The following is a 17362-nucleotide window of genomic DNA, read 5'->3' on the forward strand; positions in this document are numbered from 1 at the left end:
ATTAAATACTATGGAAGATAATATATTAAATCTGAATGCAGAACGAAAAATAGATTCGGTTGAAAAATTTAAATTTGAACCTATCAAAGGTTATCCCATGTTGAGATGGAAGGGCAAACGACCTTTTACAAGTACGCAATATTACCCTGCACAATTGAAGGAACAACATGGCGAAGAAACGGATGGTTGGATGAATCAAATCTTTTGGGGTGATAACTTACAAGTGATGTCTCATCTTTTGAAAAAATATCGTGGGCAGGTAGATTTAATTTATATTGACCCTCCTTATGACAGTAAAGCTGATTATAAAAAGAAAATATCGCTGAAAGGACAAAGTGTAAAAAATGATAATACTGCATTTGAAGAAAAACAATATACAGATATTTGGTCTAATGATGAATATCTTCAATTTATGTATGAACGATTCATATTATTGCGAGAATTATTATCAGAAGAAGGTAGTATTTATGTCCACTTGGATGAAAAAAGGGCTCATTATATTAAAATTATATTAGATGAGGTTTTTGGTTCTCAAAACTTCAAAAGAGAAATAATATGGGATATTACAGTTTTGTCAGGCTTTAAAACCCAAGCTAATAATTGGATTCGAGGACATGACATAATATATTATTATACAAAAACAGGTAATGGTAAGTTTAATAAATTGATGCAACCTCATACTCAAAAATATATTGACATGTTTAATAGAGTAGATGAAAATGGTGAAAAATTTATGGTTGCACATGGTTTTACACGTTACTTAAAAGATGTGATTGATAAAGGTAAACCATTTGGTGATGTATGGGGGGATATAATGTCATTTCAGCAACAACCAACCGCAGCAGAAAATATTAAATATCCAACACAGAAACCTGAAAGTTTACTTGAACGTATTGTTAAAGCTTCAACAAATGAAGGTGATATCATTTTTGATTGCTTTATGGGGAGTGGAACCACTCAGGCTGTTGCAATGAAACTTGGTAGACGCTTTATTGGTGCAGATATTAATTTAGGAGCTGTTCAAACAACCACTAAACGTTTGATAAAGGTAGCTAATGAGTTGAATAGTCAACAAAATAAGATCGGCTTTGATGATGAAAATAAGATTGAGAATTACTATACAGGTTTTCAAGTATATAATGTCAACAATTACGATGTGTTTCGTAATCCTGTGGAAGCAAAAGATTTGTTGCTAAAGGCATTAGAAGTACAACCCATGCCAAACAGTATGTTGTATGATGGCGAAAAAGATGGACGTTTTGTAAAAGTGATGTCTGTAAATCGTATTGCTACACGTGCCGACCTCAATGAGCTGATAGTCAACTTTGACTACAAGACCTTCGAAAAACGCCACAATGAAAGCCCCAACAAACCTGTCGAATCCATTCTTTTGGTGTGTATGGGACACGAACCCGACTTGGCAGCACATTTGAAAGAACAAGTACCCTTTCCATTAGATGTGAAAATAGTAGATGTTTTGAGAGATAAATCGAACTTAGAATTCAAACATGACAGCGATGCTGAAATCAGTATCGAGGGTAATCGTTTGTTAGTTCGGGAATTCTATCCAATGAATTTACTCCAAAAACTTTCCATCCAAAAAGAAAATGTAGAGAATTGGAAAGAAATGACAGAAAGTATAATGATAGACTTCAATTATGATGGTTCTATTTTTGAACCTCAGATTGTTGATATACCGGAGAAAAATGAATTGGTAAAGGGAATCTATGATATACCAAAAGATTCGGGTACAATCCATATCAAAATAACAGACCTTTTGAGTGAAACTTTTGAAAAGACTATTAAATAATGGCAAAGAAAAAATCATCACATATTGATTTTCCCTTTTATCGGTATTTGAACTTATTCATTTCACAAGAAAGGAAACGTATATATAAAGAATTTAAAGGAATAACTAAGAAATATTTAATTTTTAATAATCCTGAAGAAAATGTTGAAGCCTATCTTCGCAAACCACAATTTGAAGCCTTGGAAATGTATGTTTTCCTAAAAGAGTTTTGTGAAAACAAGCATTTGAACGAAATATTTATAGAATGGGTTTATAAAAAAAATGAGTTTAAAGACAGAGAAACCACGGGATTAAGTTCTAAAGGACAAATAGATTTATTTGAAAACGAATTTAACTTCGATGAAAATAAGGATCTTTATCAAGCAGTCTTTAATCAAATAGAAGAGTTCAAACAAGAGTATCCCAACTATATCTTTTCTCTCACAATGGGGCTAGGGAAGACTGTTCTGATGGCTACATCGATCTTTTATGAATTCCTATTAGCAAATAAATTTCCCAAAGACCCGAAATATTGTCACAATGCTTTGGTATTTGCACCCGACAAGACTGTTTTACAATCACTAAAAGAGATTCAAACTTTTGACAAATCAAAAGTTGTACCTCCTGAATATGTCAATTTTATAGAAAATATAAAATTCCATTTTTTGGATGATACAGGACTTACATTGAATCTGCTCGAAGGTTCAAGATTTAATATTATCATATCCAATACTCAAAAAATAATTTTGAGAAGGCAACAAAATGAGCAAACTCAAATTCAACAATTATTCAGTGATCGAACCCATGCATTTTTGAAAATGGGAAAAGACTTGTATGGTGAAGAACTAAATGAACACAATCTCCTTACAAATCAACGTTTTGAATCCTTAAGGCGTATTTCTCAACTAGGAATTTATGTTGATGAAGCTCACCATGTATTTGGTAGTACCTTAAAGAAAGATTTTGATCCCAACAAGGCTACAAGTTTACGAAACACTATCAATAAGTTAGCAGAAAGTTTGAATTACGCAGGAACTCACATTGTAGGCTGTTACAATTATACAGGAACTCCATACGTTGGTAAACGTTTATTACCTGAGGTAGTTTATTATTACGGTTTGAAAGATGCGATTGATAACAAGTATTTGAAAAAAGTCAAAGTAGAAGAATTTGAAAATATAAGAAGTCAAACACAAGCATTTGTAAGATATTCAATTACTAAATTTTGGGATGCTTATGATGGGAAACGCTTTGAAGGGATGTTACCTAAAATAGCATTCTTTGCAAGTTCAATAGATGAACTTCAAAATGAATTACGTCCTGCAGTTGAGCAGGTATTAATAGAATTGAATATACCAATTTCAAAAATTCTTGTAAATGTAGGTGATGCAACTATCACAAATAATGATGATTTAAGAGAGTTTATTAATTTGGACACCATAAGCTCAGAGAAACAATTCGTTCTTCTTGTAAACAAAGGAAAAGAGGGTTGGAACTGTCGTTCATTATTTGGTGTGGGTATGCATCGATGCCCTAAGTCAAAGATATTTGTACTTCAGGCGACAATGCGTTGTTTGCGTAAAATCACAGAGTATCAAGAAACAGCCATGGTATTCCTATCCAAAGAAAACGTTGATATTTTGAATGCTGAATTGGAAGAAAATTTCAGACTAACGATTGATGATTTAAAAGGAGAAAACGATGACAAAGAATTAGTTGAGGTTCGTTTCGTTCCACCACCAGTAGAATTGAAATTAAAACAGGTTAAGAAATTATACAAACTGAAAGAACGAAAACTTAATGAGGGTATAGACTTTGAATTTGAAAAGGTTGATATTGAAAGGTATAGGATTATTCAAACAGAAAGATCAATTACCGATTTATCAAAAAAAAGATATTCTAAAGATATTACTTATATAAAAGAGAAATTTAAATATTCAACATTATTATTAATCGGTGAAATATCACGATATTTGAATCTCAAACCAACACTTATAAAACAGATATTACAAGAATCCATACAAAGGCTTGATGAAGTTTTAAAATGGGTAAATGACTATAATGAATTGTTATACGATTGGGTTATACCCAAACTATTCAATTATTATTGGGATATACAGGAATTTACCTCTACGGATGAAATAAAAGTTGAATTAGTCAAAGCACCAAAAGAAGGATTTTACCAAATGAAGGTTAAGCCTGAACTCTTAGCAAGTTTAGAAGACAATAAATACAAACCTTTCAAAAACAAATCGTTCCATCTTGACAATTATTGTTTTGATAGTGTTCCAGAAAAAACATTATTCCAAACATTGCTTAATGAAAACAAGGTTGACAAAGTATGGTTTACAGGCATGTTAGCAAATGGCCAATCTGATTTTGTAATACATTACATAGATAATGTTTCGCATACATTACGCAGTTATTATCCTGACTTTCTAGTATTGCTCAAAGATGGTTCATATGTTATATTAGAAGTGAAAGCTGATTATATGATTGATGATGAAGTGGTAAAAGCTAAAAGTGAGTACGCTAAACAATTGGCAGATGCAAACAAAATGAGATATGAAATTATACAATCAAGTAATCCAACAATTAAATTTTAAAGTTATTTCATAAAAACATTTATTTAACAAATAAGACAATGCTGGTTTACATTTATCGTATTTTATTATGTCTTTTTTAAAATATTTAGAATATTATGAGTCTAAAATTAAGTTTGAAGAAACTTTAGAGTTAATTGTTGAAAAATTCAACCTTAACTATAAAAGACTTTGTTTTTTTAGTATGATATAATATTAATCAAAAAGATGGGTAAAAAATATTTAAATAAAGAGTTAGACTTAGTTTTGAATATAAAAACAGTAAGTGGGCTGGAGATGGACACCGGATTAGTATTTAAATAGCTCTTTATTTTACTATTTAAAAAAGAAATTAAACTTGAGCATAATATCCAAGCACCAAATTATTTTTTCGGTGCTTTTATTTTTTTAATAATTCTAATTTCTACACCTATAAGTACCTCCTCTCTTTTGAAAATCAATCTATTTAAAAATCAGTTATATTGGTTGAAATAAAGGTAATCAGTATACAAATTAAGATGATTTAAAATCAGAAATTTACATTAGCTCTATCAATGTTAATAAACAAGATTATTATTAAAATAATTTAAAAACAGTTTAAAGAATACCATCGGTGTCTTTGTCAATGATTTAAAAATTTATAAAGGTATAATCATTGCAATTAGAGTATGGGTAGAGATGAAATAATTAAATTTTAAAAGATCCATGTTAACAACTGCATGTATTTAAATGATGAAAATAATATATCATAAAACCATACTGTTTTTATTTATTGTCATTGGTATGGTTAGCCATCTTAAATCACAATATAACAATAAAATACAGGATACTCTTTTGAATTCCAGGCAGCAAAGTATAATAATCATATCGTCCTATACAGCTAAAGGAGACTTATCTCAACTTAAAAAAGCTTTAAATAATGGGCTTAACTCCGGTTTATCAGTAAATGAAATCAAAGAGATCTTGGTACATTTATATGCTTATTGTGGATTTCCGCGCAGTATTCGGGGGTTACAAACCTTTATGGAAGTGATTGAGGATCATAAAAATCAAGGCATAAAAGATATAGATGGAAAAGATATTTCTCCCCTTAAAAGGAACGAAAACAAATATGAAAGAGGAAAAAAGATACTGGAAGAATTGACTAAAACCCAACAACCTGAAAAACTTAGTGGTTATTCAGCATTTGCTCCGATAATTGATACCTTTTTGAAAGAACATTTATTTGCCGATATTTTTGAAAGAGATATTCTTACTTATGCTGAAAGGGAATTAGTAAACATTTCAGCTATTAGTGCAATAGGAAAAGCAGAACCTATGCTTCGTTCCCATTTAAATATCTGTCTTAATGTAGGATGGTCTCCCCGACAACTTCAACAATTTACATCTATAATAAAAACAACTTTAAAAAGAAAAGAAGCTTCCTCTGTGCGAAAAATTGTAAATGAAATAGTTGAACAGCAAGAAAAAAATACATAACATTTTAATCATGAATAAATTAACCTCAATATTAGCTATTGCAACATCATTAGTAGGGGCTGATGCAATACAAGCACAATCGTCTCATAAAAACGATCAACAAAATCAGTTTACCTTAGTTTATGAAGGTGCGATCCAAAAAAATGAACCGGGAAAAGTAAATATACATCCGGTTACCTATAAATTACATGGAATTGAAATAGCGGCTAATGTTTATACTCCGGCCCATTATGATTCTTCAAAAAAATATCCGGCTGTAGTTGTAGCCCATCCTAACGGGGGAGTGAAAGAACAAACTGCCGGACTTTATGCGCAAAAATTGGCAGAAGCAGGTTATATTACCATAGCTGCCGATGCTGCTTATCAAGGAGCCAGTGGGGGAGAGCCTCGTCATACGGATAATCCGGCCTATCGCACCGAAGATATTCATGGCATGGTAGATTACATTTCTCAATACCCCGGAGTTGATGCCAATCGTATCGGAGCTCTGGGAATTTGCGGGGGCGGTGGGTATACACTTAAGGCGGCTCAAACAGATAAAAGATTAAAAGCTATAGCCACTCTTAGTATGTTTAATTCGGGAGAAGTACGACGCAATGGGTTCCAAAATTCACAAGTCAGTACTATTCAAGAACGTTTAAAACAAGCATCCGAGGCTCGAGCCCAAGAAGCATCCGGAGGAAAAATTTTGTATTCGGGAGTAGCTACTGTTACGGATGAAGAGATTAATAAAACTCCTACGGATTTATATCGTGAAGGATTTGTATATTATTACAGAACTCATGCGCATCCCAATTCAACTTTTCTTTATACTACTAGTAGCCTTATGTATTTAATGGCGTGGGATGCAACCGATCAAATAGAATTACTTAATCAGCCATTAGTAATGATTGCTGGAAGTAAAGCAGATACCAAATACATGACCGAAGAAGCTTTTTCTAAGGCTATTAATGCAAAAAATAAGGAGTTATTCCAAATAGAAGGGGCAACTCATATACAAACCTATTGGAAGCCTGAATATGTATCTCAAGCAGTAAATAAATTAGTTGAATTTTATAAGAAAAATCTTTAAAAATTAGTGGATAAATCATCGAGTTTTTTTTAAAATTTAATAAACCATGAATCAAATTAGGAGCTCATTTTTTCAAGGAATACTTTTATGTACTTTATTATTAATTGCGTGTAGGAGTACCCAACAAAGTAATAGATTGGAAGCACGGGAAGTGTCGGCGATTTTTCCTAAAGGAACTAAGGTTTCCAATGAGCATTTTACAGGAAACGTATGGTTAACATATTTAGCTCCATCCGATAGCGTTTATAATGTTGTAATTGGTTCTGTAAGTTTTGAGCCGGGAGCAAGAACTCATTGGCATTATCACCCTGGAGGCCAAATATTATTGATAACTGAAGGGGAAGGATGGTATCAAGAAAAAGGTAAGCCCGTTGAAATTATTAAAAAAGGAGACGTAATAAAATGTACGCGTGATATTGAGCATTGGCATGGAGCTTCAAAAGATCAGTCCATGACACATATTACCATTGGAACTAATAGCAATTTAGGTGGAGCTGTGTGGCTTCATCCGGTTACCGATAAAGAATATTTTAGCGGGGATTTTTAATTTAAAAGGTAATATTTTATATTCTAATCCATTTTATCGATAATACTATACTGCTGCTAGTTGTTAAAATATTCGAATAAATTAAATCCTATACAAAAAGAATATCATCAAGTTCAGGATAATAAATTTAAATTTTTCATTTTGCAGCCTAAATAAGGTAACAATTATATGCGTCGAATAATATTATTACATCTGTTTTCATAAAAAGATTTTAAAAAAGACAAAACGATCATATAGTAAAAAAAATAGTAAACAATCATTATTATTAGTTATATATAAGGTAAAATATTATTTCAATCTTAAAAATAAAATTTTTTATAATCATAAAAACATCTGAAATATAAAATCTATATAAATGAAAAAATAAAGTTAAATTATAAATAATTGTCAGAATTGAAATAATATTTATAAAGATGAAAAACCAGAGACAAGTTTAACCGTTTAAATAAATATATAATCTCAATTTTTAATATAATTGTAATAGCAATTACAAAAATATATGGTAATATAATTTGCAATATATGTAAATATTATAAAATTATATGATAATTGTTTTTTAAAAATAATATATTTATCTAAATATAATATTATTCATTTTTGTTGTATTTTTAATTATCGAATAGTAAGAAAAATCGTATTTATACATAAGTAATTAACTAAAATCCATATCTCTTTACATATTTATTGAGATTTTTTAGATATGATTTATTTCATAAAAATATATTTTTTATCTGTAAATATATACTTGTAAAATAAATTTATGATGAATTATTTAAGCATTATAAGGAGTTTTAAGAAGATATTATAATTTATTAGAGATTCATAAATTTTAATTTTTAAAAATTTTATTATAAAAAAAATTATAATTACGGGATTCCTCAATTTAATGTTACAATAATAGAATATCTTTGCCTCGTACAAATTTTATAATATTATTAAGCACCTATTGTTATATGTAAACAACTAATTAGTGTAGTTAAAGCTCTCTTTTTTTTTAAAAAAAGGGAGCTTTTAATTGATAATCCATTTAAAATTTAATCGATTAAATTTATATTCTCATTCTTTGTTTAAAGCTTTAAATTTATAGACAAATAATTCCGTTTATAACACTTGAATAATTTTAAACATATGTTAATAAGAGCCTCTTTTCTTTAAATTATAAATAGTTTTACAGTATATTTAATTAGTTATATATAAATATTAATAAATGTGTATAAATTGAATAAAAAAAATAAATTCTTATATCAAATAAATTTATATATAAAGTGCTTTATTTAATATAATACCTGTAATATATCTTAAAATTATTTAGAATCTTTATAAATATCTGTCAAAAAATTAAAACATCGTATATATTGATTTTAAAATTGTATATTTAAAAATCTAGCAGATAAATTTTCCTTTAAAAATACTTGTTTTATTAAAAGGCTGTCATTAAACAGCAATAGTAAAGTAAAATTTAAATGTTACATAAAATTAACAAAGCAAAAAATAAATTTACTATATGATTTTTGATTTAGATATGATAAAAGCGGTATATAATCGCTTTCAGTTAAAGGTTGGAATGGCGCGAAAAGTAGTGGGGAGGCCTCTGACATATTCTGAAAAAATATTATATTCACATTTGTTTGATGGAAATCCATCTGAAGCATATAAAAGAGGAGAATCTTATGTAGATTTTGCACCGGATAGAGTAGCTATGCAGGATGCTACTGCGCAAATGGCCTTATTACAATTTATGCAAGCCGGTAAGAAAAAGGTAGCGGTGCCTTCTACCGTTCATGCCGATCATTTAATTCAGGCCAGAGTTGGAGCCGATAAAGACTTGCAAGAGGCTATCAATAAAAATAATGAAGTATATAATTTTCTATCGTCTGTTTCCAACAAATACAATATAGGATTTTGGAAACCCGGAGCGGGAATTATACATCAGGTAATTCTTGAAAATTATGCATTTCCGGGAGGAATGATGATAGGAACTGATTCCCATACGCCGAATGCAGGTGGTTTAGGAATGGTTGCCATTGGAGTTGGAGGAGCTGATGCGGTCGACGTTATGGCGGGTATGTCTTGGGAATTAAAATTTCCAAAATTAATTGGAATTCATCTTAAAGGTAAACTTAATGGCTGGACTGCACCTAAAGATATCATATTGGAAGTAACAGGTCTTTTGACCGTAAAAGGAGGTACCGGATGTATCATAGAATACTTCGGAGAAGGAGCAGAATCATTATCGGCTACCGGAAAAGGAACTATTTGTAACATGGGAGCGGAAGTAGGAGCAACTACTTCAATATTTGCTTACGACGAAAATATGTCAAAGTATCTAAAAGCTACCGGACGTACAGAGATTGCAGACATGGCAGATAAAATTAAAGAGGAACTTCGTTCCGATAAAGAAGTTTATGAGAACCCGGAAAAATATTATGACCAGGTTGTTGAAATAGATTTAACTTCTTTAGAACCTCATCTCAATGGTCCATTTTCTCCGGATATAGCAACACCTATATCTCGAATTAAAGATATAGCTGAAAAAAATGGATGGCCTTTAAAAGTAGATGTCGGATTGATAGGTTCTTGTACCAATTCTTCTTATGAAGATATTTCAAGAGCAGCCTCGATAGCGAAACAAGCATCAGATAAAAAGATTAGTCCTAAAGCAGAATATACCATTACACCGGGGTCGGAATTGGTACGTTATACCGTAGAAAGAGATGGATATTTAGCTGTTTTTGATAAAATTGGAGGCAAAGTCTTTGCAAATGCATGTGGACCATGTATTGGACAATGGGCTAGAGAAGGGGCAGAAAAACAACAAAAGAATACTATCGTGCATTCCTTCAATAGAAATTTTGCCAAAAGAGCAGATGGAAATCCTAATACATATGCTTTTGTAGCTTCTCCGGAATTAGTTACTGCATTGGCTATTGCAGGAGATCTAAGTTTTGATCCTAGAAAAGATAAATTGATAAACGATCTAGGAGAAGAGGTTATGTTGGACGAACCTCAAGGATATGAGCTTCCACCGAGAGGATTTGAAGTAGATGATCCGGGATATCAAAAACCTGCCGAAGATGGTTCCGGAATACAGGTTCAAGTTTCACCTACTTCAGAAAGATTACAGTTGTTAGAAAGCTTCCCTGCATGGGACGGTAAAAATATTAGCGGAATGAGATTGCTGATTAAAGCTTATGGAAAATGTACTACAGACCATATTTCTATGGCCGGACCTTGGTTAAAATACAGAGGACATTTAGACAATATTTCAAATAATACTTTGATTGGTGCTGTAAATGCTTTTAATATGGAAACTAATAAAGTTAAGAATGAAGATACAGGAGAATATATGGCTGTTCCTGATTCGGCAAGAAAATATAAAGCAGATGGAGTTCCTACTATTGTTGTAGGAGATTATAATTATGGAGAAGGATCATCAAGAGAACATGCAGCTATGCAGCCTCGTCATTTAGGTGTAAGAGCTGTTTTGGTTAAATCCTTTGCAAGAATACATGAAACAAATTTAAAAAAGCAGGGGATGTTAGCTTTAACTTTTGCTAATCCCGAAGATTACGATAAAATTCAGGAAGATGATCTATTTAATTTTTTAGATTTAGATCAATTTGCTCCCGGAAAACCTATTACTATTGAATTAGTTCATTCTGATGGAACTAGAGAAAATATCATAGCCAATCATACTTATAATAATGGACAAATCGAATGGTTTAAGGCAGGTTCAGCATTAAATTTAATTAAGAAAAATGAGGGTAAAATCTAAAAAAAATAAAAAAACAATCATAAAAAAACACCGGTTAATTCCGGTGTTTTTTCTTTTAATAATATAATGATTGATTACTGAAATTTTGTCATTTTTAAATAAACATTTAAACGTGTAAACAAAGTGTACGTATCATTATTCGTTAAACTTTTCTTTTAAAAATTGTCCGGTATAAGATTCTTTACATTTAATAATTTCTTCAGGAGTGCCTTGAAAGACAATATTTCCTCCATTAATTCCGGCATCCGGTCCGATATCAACCAGATAATCTGCGCATTTGATGATATCCGGATGATGTTCAATAACCATTACACTGTGGCCTTTCTCAATTAATGCATTAAATGATTTTAGTAATTTATTTATGTCATCAAAATGCAAACCGGTACTTGGTTCATCAAAAATAAATAAGGTATTTTCGGAAGAATTACCTTTTACCAAAAATGAAGCTAATTTAATTCGTTGAGCTTCTCCTCCGGATAGTGTACCGGATGATTGTCCTAATTCCAAATAACCTAAGCCCACATCTTGTAAAGGTTGCAATTTGGTTGCAATTTTATCCTGATTGTGTTCGTTGAAAAAGGCTATGGCCTCATCAATGGTCATTTCTAAGACGTCAGCAATATTTTTACCTTCATATTTTACTTCCAAAACATCTTGCTTAAATCTTTTGCCATGACAGGTTTCGCATTCTAATTCAATATCTGCCATAAACTGCATTTCAACAGTTATAAATCCTTCTCCTAAACAAGTTTCACAACGTCCGCCCTCTACATTGAATGAAAAATGTTTCGGTTTGAAATTGTTAAGCTTACTTAGTTTTTGCTTGGAAAATAAATCGCGTATATCGTCAAAAGCTTTAACATAGGTGGCCGGGTTGGATCGAGAAGATTTTCCAATTGGATTTTGGTCAATCAGTTCCAGATGTTTAATTTCCTTCCAATTTCCCTTTAATTCGGAAAAATTACCGGGTTTATCACCGTTTATTCCCAATTTTCTTTGTAATGCAGGAGTTAAGATATTTTTCATTAAGGTACTTTTACCTGAACCGCTTACTCCTGTTATAACCGTTAAGCAGTGTAAGGGTAATTTAACATCAATGCCTTTTAAATTATTTTGTCTGGCTCCTGTTATTTCAATAAATTCTTTAGTTTTTCTTCGAGTTTTAGGTATTTCAATTCTCTTTTCACCATTTAAATATTCGGCGGTTAATGTATGGGTTTGCATCATTTCCGAATAAGTGCCCGAAAATACGACATTCCCTCCCAGACTACCGGCTTTTGGTCCAATATCAACCAAATAATCGGCAGCTTTCATAATATCCTCATCATGTTCAACTACAACCACGGTATTTCCCAGATCTCTTAATTTTTCCAGAACAGTGATTAAGCGGTTGGTATCTCTTCCATGTAGTCCGATACTAGGTTCATCTAAAATATAAATAGATCCTACTAAACTGCTTCCTAATGATGTTGCTAAATTAATTCGTTGAGATTCTCCCCCTGAGAGGGTATTAGAAGCTCGATTTAAAGTTAAATATCCCAAGCCAACGTCTAAAAGAAATTCAATTCTGCTATTAATCTCAAAAAGTAATCGTTTAGCAATTTTTTGTTGATATTCATTAAGCGTTAAATTTTTTATTATACCGTGTAATTGGTCAATAGGTAAATCAATCCAATCGTTAATCGAATATCCATTGATTTTAACGTAATTGGTTTCAGGTCGTAAACGTTTTCCTTTGCATTCCGGGCAAATAGTTTTGCCTCTATATCTGGAAAGCATTACCCTGTATTGAATTTTATACGTATTTTCTTCAACCATTTTGAAGAAATGGTTCAGGCTGGGAAAACTATGATCCCCTGTACCTTTCCATAAAATATCTTTTTGTTTATCTGTTAGTTCAAAATACGGTTTGTGAATGGGAAAGTTGAGTTTAGATGATTTTTTAATAAAATCATCTTTCCATTCACTCATTTTTTCTCCTCTCCAAGCAACAACAGCATCTTCATAGATTGATAAATTTTTGTTAGGAAATACCAGGTCTTCATCAATACCTAAAATTTTTCCATATCCTTCACAAACCGGACAAGCTCCATAAGGATTATTAAAGCTAAAAAAATGTATGGTAGGCTCCAAAAACTTAATTCCGTCCAGTTCAAATGCATTAGAAAAGGTTTTAATTTCTTGGGTATCAACATTTTTAATGGAACAAGAGCCTTTGCCTTCGTAAAAAGCAATTTGAACACTATCAGCAAATCTTTGTAAGAATTCCTCATTATGTTCAACGGAAAAACGTTCAATAACTAAATTTATAGGGGTATTACTATCCGGAACAAATCCAAAACTTTCCAAATCCTCAATAGTAGCAATATTTCCACCAACTTCCAACCTGACATATCCTTGTCCTTTCAAAGTATTTAAAAATACTTTAAAATCTTTATCTACCGTAGTAATCGGAGCAGATAAGATGTATTTACCACCTTCCGCTAAAGAGAGTATATAATCGATAACATCTGTAACCTCATCTTTTTTTACTTCTTGTCCTGATATGGGAGAATAGGTTTTACCTACACGAGAAAACAATAGTCTTAAATAATCATAAATTTCAGTAGAAGTTCCTACGGTTGATCTAGGATTTCCTGAAATAACCTTTTGTTGAATAGCAATTGCCGGAGCAAGTCCCTTAATGTCATCTACTTGAGGTTTCTCTAATTTTCCTAAAAATTGCCGCGCATAGGAGCTTAGGCTTTCCACATATCGTCTTTGACCTTCTGCATATAAGGTATCAAAAGCCAGGGTAGATTTTCCACTTCCTGATACACCAGTTATTATGGTTAATTTATTTTTGGGAATGGAAACATCTATATTTCTAAGATTATGAAGATGTGCATTTTTTATGAAAACCACATCTTGATCTGGATGTGTTTTAATTTTATTATTTGTTTTCAAAAGTTTGTATTTGATTAGCTAAATTGAAAAGTAATGCTATTTTACTATAAATATAGTATATACAAAGGTAGGGAAATAAATAATTTTTTAAAAATGTAATTAGTATCGTATTAATTATAAAAAAAAACCATCCAGCGGATGGTTTTTTCATTTTTTGATAACAATTTATGGAATCTATTATTTTGACAAGTCAACTGTTTCGGATACAGGTGCAGTTTTCATTACTGTTCTTATACCGTTTTTAGCATCGGTTTCAGAATCAAAATAAGAACTGGTCCCTACTAATTGTCCGTTTCCGGATTTTAAACTAAACATCCATTTTTTATTGGAAGCTTGTTTCACTTCAAAACGATCTTCATTTTTGGAATTTCTTTTTACTGAACTGATTCCTTTTTGACAATTTGTTTTTTGTGTATATCCATCACTTTCAAGAATAATTTGACCATTTTTTTCTTTTAATCTAAAGAAAAAAGCTCCTTCTTTGTCTTTGAAAATTTCAAACATATTGTTATACTATTTAGTGTTAATATGGCATAAGGTAGGAAAAAATCATGCCATTATTTTATAAACAAAACTATTCTGTATTTTTTAACAATAGATAAAAAATGTGATAATTTCATAGGATAGGCTAAAATAAAGGATTGTAGCTTATTTTGAATAAAATTTATAATTTAAATTTTAACATTTTTTAAGATAATTTTTACAATGATGTACACAAAATTGTATACTGACATTTTTGCATTTTTCACCAGTTGCATGCAATTTTATATGATTTTAGTTTATCTTATATATACTTATAATGGTTATATTTTTTCTTTGTAACTTTTATGTGTATAAAAATATTGTATTTTATCCATTATGTTATACTGTTAAAAAGTTATTATAATTTATGTTATTAAATTTATTAAAAATATGTATAATTAAATTTTTGATAAAAAAATTTCTTTATGATTTGCTTTATAGAAGACATTTTATATAATCGAATGTAAATGTTATTAAGTTTAAATGTCCTAGTTATTAGTTAGATATAATGCCATTTAATGGTAACGAATTTTTAGAAACGAATTATATTTGTAAAGAATAATATAAAATAATGGAGATAACCCCTTTACTTGAAGATTATATAGAAAAAAACAGTACAGAAGAACCGACTTTATTAAAAGAATTAAGGAGAGAAACGTTTTTAAAAACGACACAACCACATATGTTGTCCGGTTTGTTGCAAGGAAGACTGTTAAGTATGATTTCGAAATTAATTTCTCCCCATTTAATTGTTGAAATAGGAACTTTTACCGGATATTCAACATTATGTTTAGCTGAAGGACTTTCAGAGTCTGGTAAAATAATAACAGTAGATAATAATCGCGAAACGGCATATATACCTAAAAAATACTTTTTAAAATCTGAATACTCTCAAAAAATTCATTTTATTTTGGATGATGCTATAAATGTTTTACAAGAAATTAATCAGGAAATTGATATGGTTTTTCTGGATGCCGATAAAAAGAATTATAGTAAGTATGTTGAGATAGTTAAGCCAAAGTTGCGTTCGGGGGGAATAATAATAGCAGATAATATTTTATGGAAGGGAAAGGTTGTCGAAGATTTTAAAGACAAAAAAACAGAAAGTATTAGGGAATTCAATTCTTTTATAAGATCAGATTCATCACTAGAAGTGCTAATTTTACCTATTAGAGATGGTATAAGTATTGTTAGAAAAAAATAAATTTGCATTTATGAGTAAATCTATTTGCCAGGTAAGTGTTGCCCCAGTACGAAAAGAACCGTCTGATTCTTCAGAAATGGTTACTCAATTGTTGTTTGGAGAGCTATGTGAGATTTTAGAAGTGAAACAACAATGGGTTAAAATTAAAATTTATTTTGATGGCTATGAAGGATGGGTAGATTATAAACAGGTTTCCATTCTCAGTGAAATAGAATTTGCTAATTTTTCTCAAGATCATTCATATATATCAGAGCCTTTCAGCCTATTAATTTTAAATAATCAACCTTTTCCGGTTACCATTGGTGCAGAGGTTCACGGTGCAATTGAAAATAGTGTTTTTAAATTAGCTCCAGATAAACATTTTTTTATTGATGAAACTTTGTTAAAAGGAAAACAAAAAAAAGATCAAATTTTAGAATTGGCTTTTAAATACATAAATACTCCCTATTTGTGGGGTGGAAAAACAACCTATGGTATTGATTGCAGTGGTTTGGTGCAAATGGTATATAAATTAGCCGGGTATAAATTACCAAGAGATGCCGGTCAACAAGCATTAGAAGGGCAAGTATTAAGTTTTATAGAAGAAGCAGAACCGGGAGATCTTGCTTTTTTTGAAAATCAGGATGGAAAAATTATACACGTTGGGTTTATACTTCCTGATCAGAAAATTCTACATGCCCACGGAAAAGTGCGCATTGACAATTTAGATTATACAGGAATATTTAATTCAGATCTAAATAAATATACGCATCAGTTGCGTTTTATCAGAAGAATATTCTAAATGAAATTAAAATATTCAAAATATAAATTTGAAGTTGCACTGGATGAAGTAGGAAGAGGTTGTTTGGCCGGTCCTGTAGTTGCAGCCGCAGTCGTGCTTCCTGAAGACTTTTTTAATGAAGAAATCAATGATTCCAAACAGCTGAGTGAAAGGAAAAGAAAAGAATTAGATAGTATTATTAGACAAAATGCAATTGATTATGCAATTGCAGAAGTTTCTCCACAAAAAATTGATGAAATTAATATTTTAAATGCCAGTTTTTTAGCTATGCATTTAGCTGTGGATAAATTAAAAGTTCAACCCGAATTTTTATTAGTTGATGGAAATAGATTCCATAAATATAAAGAAACACCGCATTTTTGTGCGATAAAGGGTGATGCTAAGTATATGAATATAGCTGCTGCATCCATTTTGGCTAAAAATCACAGAGATTTTTTAATGGATAAATTCCATGAAGAATTTCCTGATTATTTATGGAAAAAGAACAAGGGATACCCAACGATTGCTCATAGACAAGCAATAAAGAAATATGGGATTACTTACCTTCATAGAAAGACTTTTAAACTGTTAGATGGACAATTATCCTTAAATTTTTGATTAAGAAAACTAATAGCTTGTTACTAAGAATATATAATTGACATAAATGTTATATCTTTACGTCTTAT

The 17362-nt window shown here is 30.7% G+C and carries 11 protein-coding genes; 9 read left to right on the top strand and 2 right to left on the bottom strand.

The annotated features are described in order from the left end of the window. Positions 1 to 10: 10 nt before the first annotated feature. From G8C43_RS07230 to G8C43_RS07255, 6 genes are all read left to right on the top strand, one after another. Entirely contained in the window at positions 11 to 1810 is a 1800-nt protein-coding gene (locus G8C43_RS07230; protein ID WP_166005131.1) for a site-specific DNA-methyltransferase, read from the top strand. Continuing rightward, positions 1810 to 4395 carry a TnsA endonuclease N-terminal domain-containing protein gene (locus G8C43_RS07235; RefSeq protein WP_166005133.1) on the top strand — a complete coding sequence of 862 codons (2586 nt, stop codon included), beginning with the start codon at positions 1810 to 1812 and terminating at the stop codon, positions 4393 to 4395. The genes G8C43_RS07230 and G8C43_RS07235 overlap by 1 nt, the downstream gene beginning before the upstream one ends. Positions 4396 to 5103: 708 nt before the next feature. Further along, positions 5104 to 5850 (top strand): carboxymuconolactone decarboxylase family protein, encoded by a 747-nt coding sequence (locus G8C43_RS07240; RefSeq protein ID WP_166005135.1) that lies wholly within the window; start codon positions 5104 to 5106, stop codon positions 5848 to 5850. Between the two features lie 10 nt (positions 5851 to 5860). Continuing rightward, a complete protein-coding gene (locus G8C43_RS07245) occupies positions 5861 to 6922 on the top strand; it encodes an alpha/beta hydrolase (RefSeq protein WP_166005138.1) in 1062 nt (353 codons plus the stop codon). A gap of 46 nt (positions 6923 to 6968) precedes the next feature. Next, entirely contained in the window at positions 6969 to 7469 is a 501-nt protein-coding gene (locus tag G8C43_RS07250; RefSeq protein WP_221411565.1) for a cupin domain-containing protein, read from the top strand. Positions 7470 to 8973: 1504 nt separating this feature from the next. Next, a complete protein-coding gene (locus G8C43_RS07255; RefSeq protein ID WP_166005140.1) occupies positions 8974 to 11244 on the top strand; it encodes an aconitate hydratase in 2271 nt (756 codons plus the stop codon). A 135-nt stretch (positions 11245 to 11379) separates the two neighbouring features. Here G8C43_RS07255 and uvrA read toward each other — a convergent pair whose 3' ends face one another. Together uvrA and G8C43_RS07265 are read right to left on the bottom strand one after the other, a co-directional pair. Then, positions 11380 to 14190, bottom strand: a complete 2811-nt coding sequence (gene uvrA / locus G8C43_RS07260) for an excinuclease ABC subunit UvrA (protein ID WP_255490340.1) — start codon at positions 14188 to 14190, stop codon at positions 11380 to 11382. Between the two features lie 177 nt (positions 14191 to 14367). Beyond that, positions 14368 to 14694, bottom strand: coding sequence for a YegP family protein (locus G8C43_RS07265; RefSeq protein WP_105296398.1), 327 nt, complete (start codon positions 14692 to 14694; stop codon positions 14368 to 14370). A gap of 589 nt (positions 14695 to 15283) precedes the next feature. Between G8C43_RS07265 and G8C43_RS07270 the strand changes: the two genes are divergently transcribed. The 3 genes from G8C43_RS07270 to G8C43_RS07280 are packed head-to-tail and all read left to right on the top strand — an operon-like array spanning position 15284 to position 17294. Further along, on the top strand, positions 15284 to 15916 hold the full coding sequence (locus G8C43_RS07270) for an O-methyltransferase (RefSeq protein WP_166005142.1): 633 nt from the start codon (positions 15284 to 15286) through the stop codon (positions 15914 to 15916). A gap of 10 nt (positions 15917 to 15926) precedes the next feature. After that, positions 15927 to 16697, top strand: a complete 771-nt coding sequence (locus tag G8C43_RS07275) for a C40 family peptidase (protein ID WP_105296597.1) — start codon at positions 15927 to 15929, stop codon at positions 16695 to 16697. Beyond that, positions 16698 to 17294 (top strand): ribonuclease HII, encoded by a 597-nt coding sequence (locus G8C43_RS07280; protein ID WP_166005144.1) that lies wholly within the window; start codon positions 16698 to 16700, stop codon positions 17292 to 17294. It abuts the gene before it with no gap. Positions 17295 to 17362: the final 68 nt, after the last annotated feature.

This window comes from Apibacter sp. B2966 (assembly GCF_011082485.1).
Taxonomy (GTDB): Bacteria; Bacteroidota; Bacteroidia; order Flavobacteriales; family Weeksellaceae; genus Apibacter.

Coding starts and splice junctions, on each gene's coding strand:
- G8C43_RS07230 (WP_166005131.1), top strand. CDS start 11: ATGGAAGATAATATATTAAATCTGAATGCAGAACGAAAAATAGATTCG.
- G8C43_RS07275 (WP_105296597.1), top strand. CDS start 15,927: ATGAGTAAATCTATTTGCCAGGTAAGTGTTGCCCCAGTACGAAAAGAA.
- G8C43_RS07235 (WP_166005133.1), top strand. CDS start 1,810: ATGGCAAAGAAAAAATCATCACATATTGATTTTCCCTTTTATCGGTAT.
- G8C43_RS07255 (WP_166005140.1), top strand. CDS start 8,974: ATGATTTTTGATTTAGATATGATAAAAGCGGTATATAATCGCTTTCAG.
- G8C43_RS07250 (WP_221411565.1), top strand. CDS start 6,969: ATGAATCAAATTAGGAGCTCATTTTTTCAAGGAATACTTTTATGTACT.
- G8C43_RS07270 (WP_166005142.1), top strand. CDS start 15,284: ATGGAGATAACCCCTTTACTTGAAGATTATATAGAAAAAAACAGTACA.
- G8C43_RS07240 (WP_166005135.1), top strand. CDS start 5,104: ATGAAAATAATATATCATAAAACCATACTGTTTTTATTTATTGTCATT.
- G8C43_RS07245 (WP_166005138.1), top strand. CDS start 5,861: ATGAATAAATTAACCTCAATATTAGCTATTGCAACATCATTAGTAGGG.
- G8C43_RS07280 (WP_166005144.1), top strand. CDS start 16,698: ATGAAATTAAAATATTCAAAATATAAATTTGAAGTTGCACTGGATGAA.
- G8C43_RS07265 (WP_105296398.1), bottom strand. CDS start 14,694: ATGTTTGAAATTTTCAAAGACAAAGAAGGAGCTTTTTTCTTTAGATTA.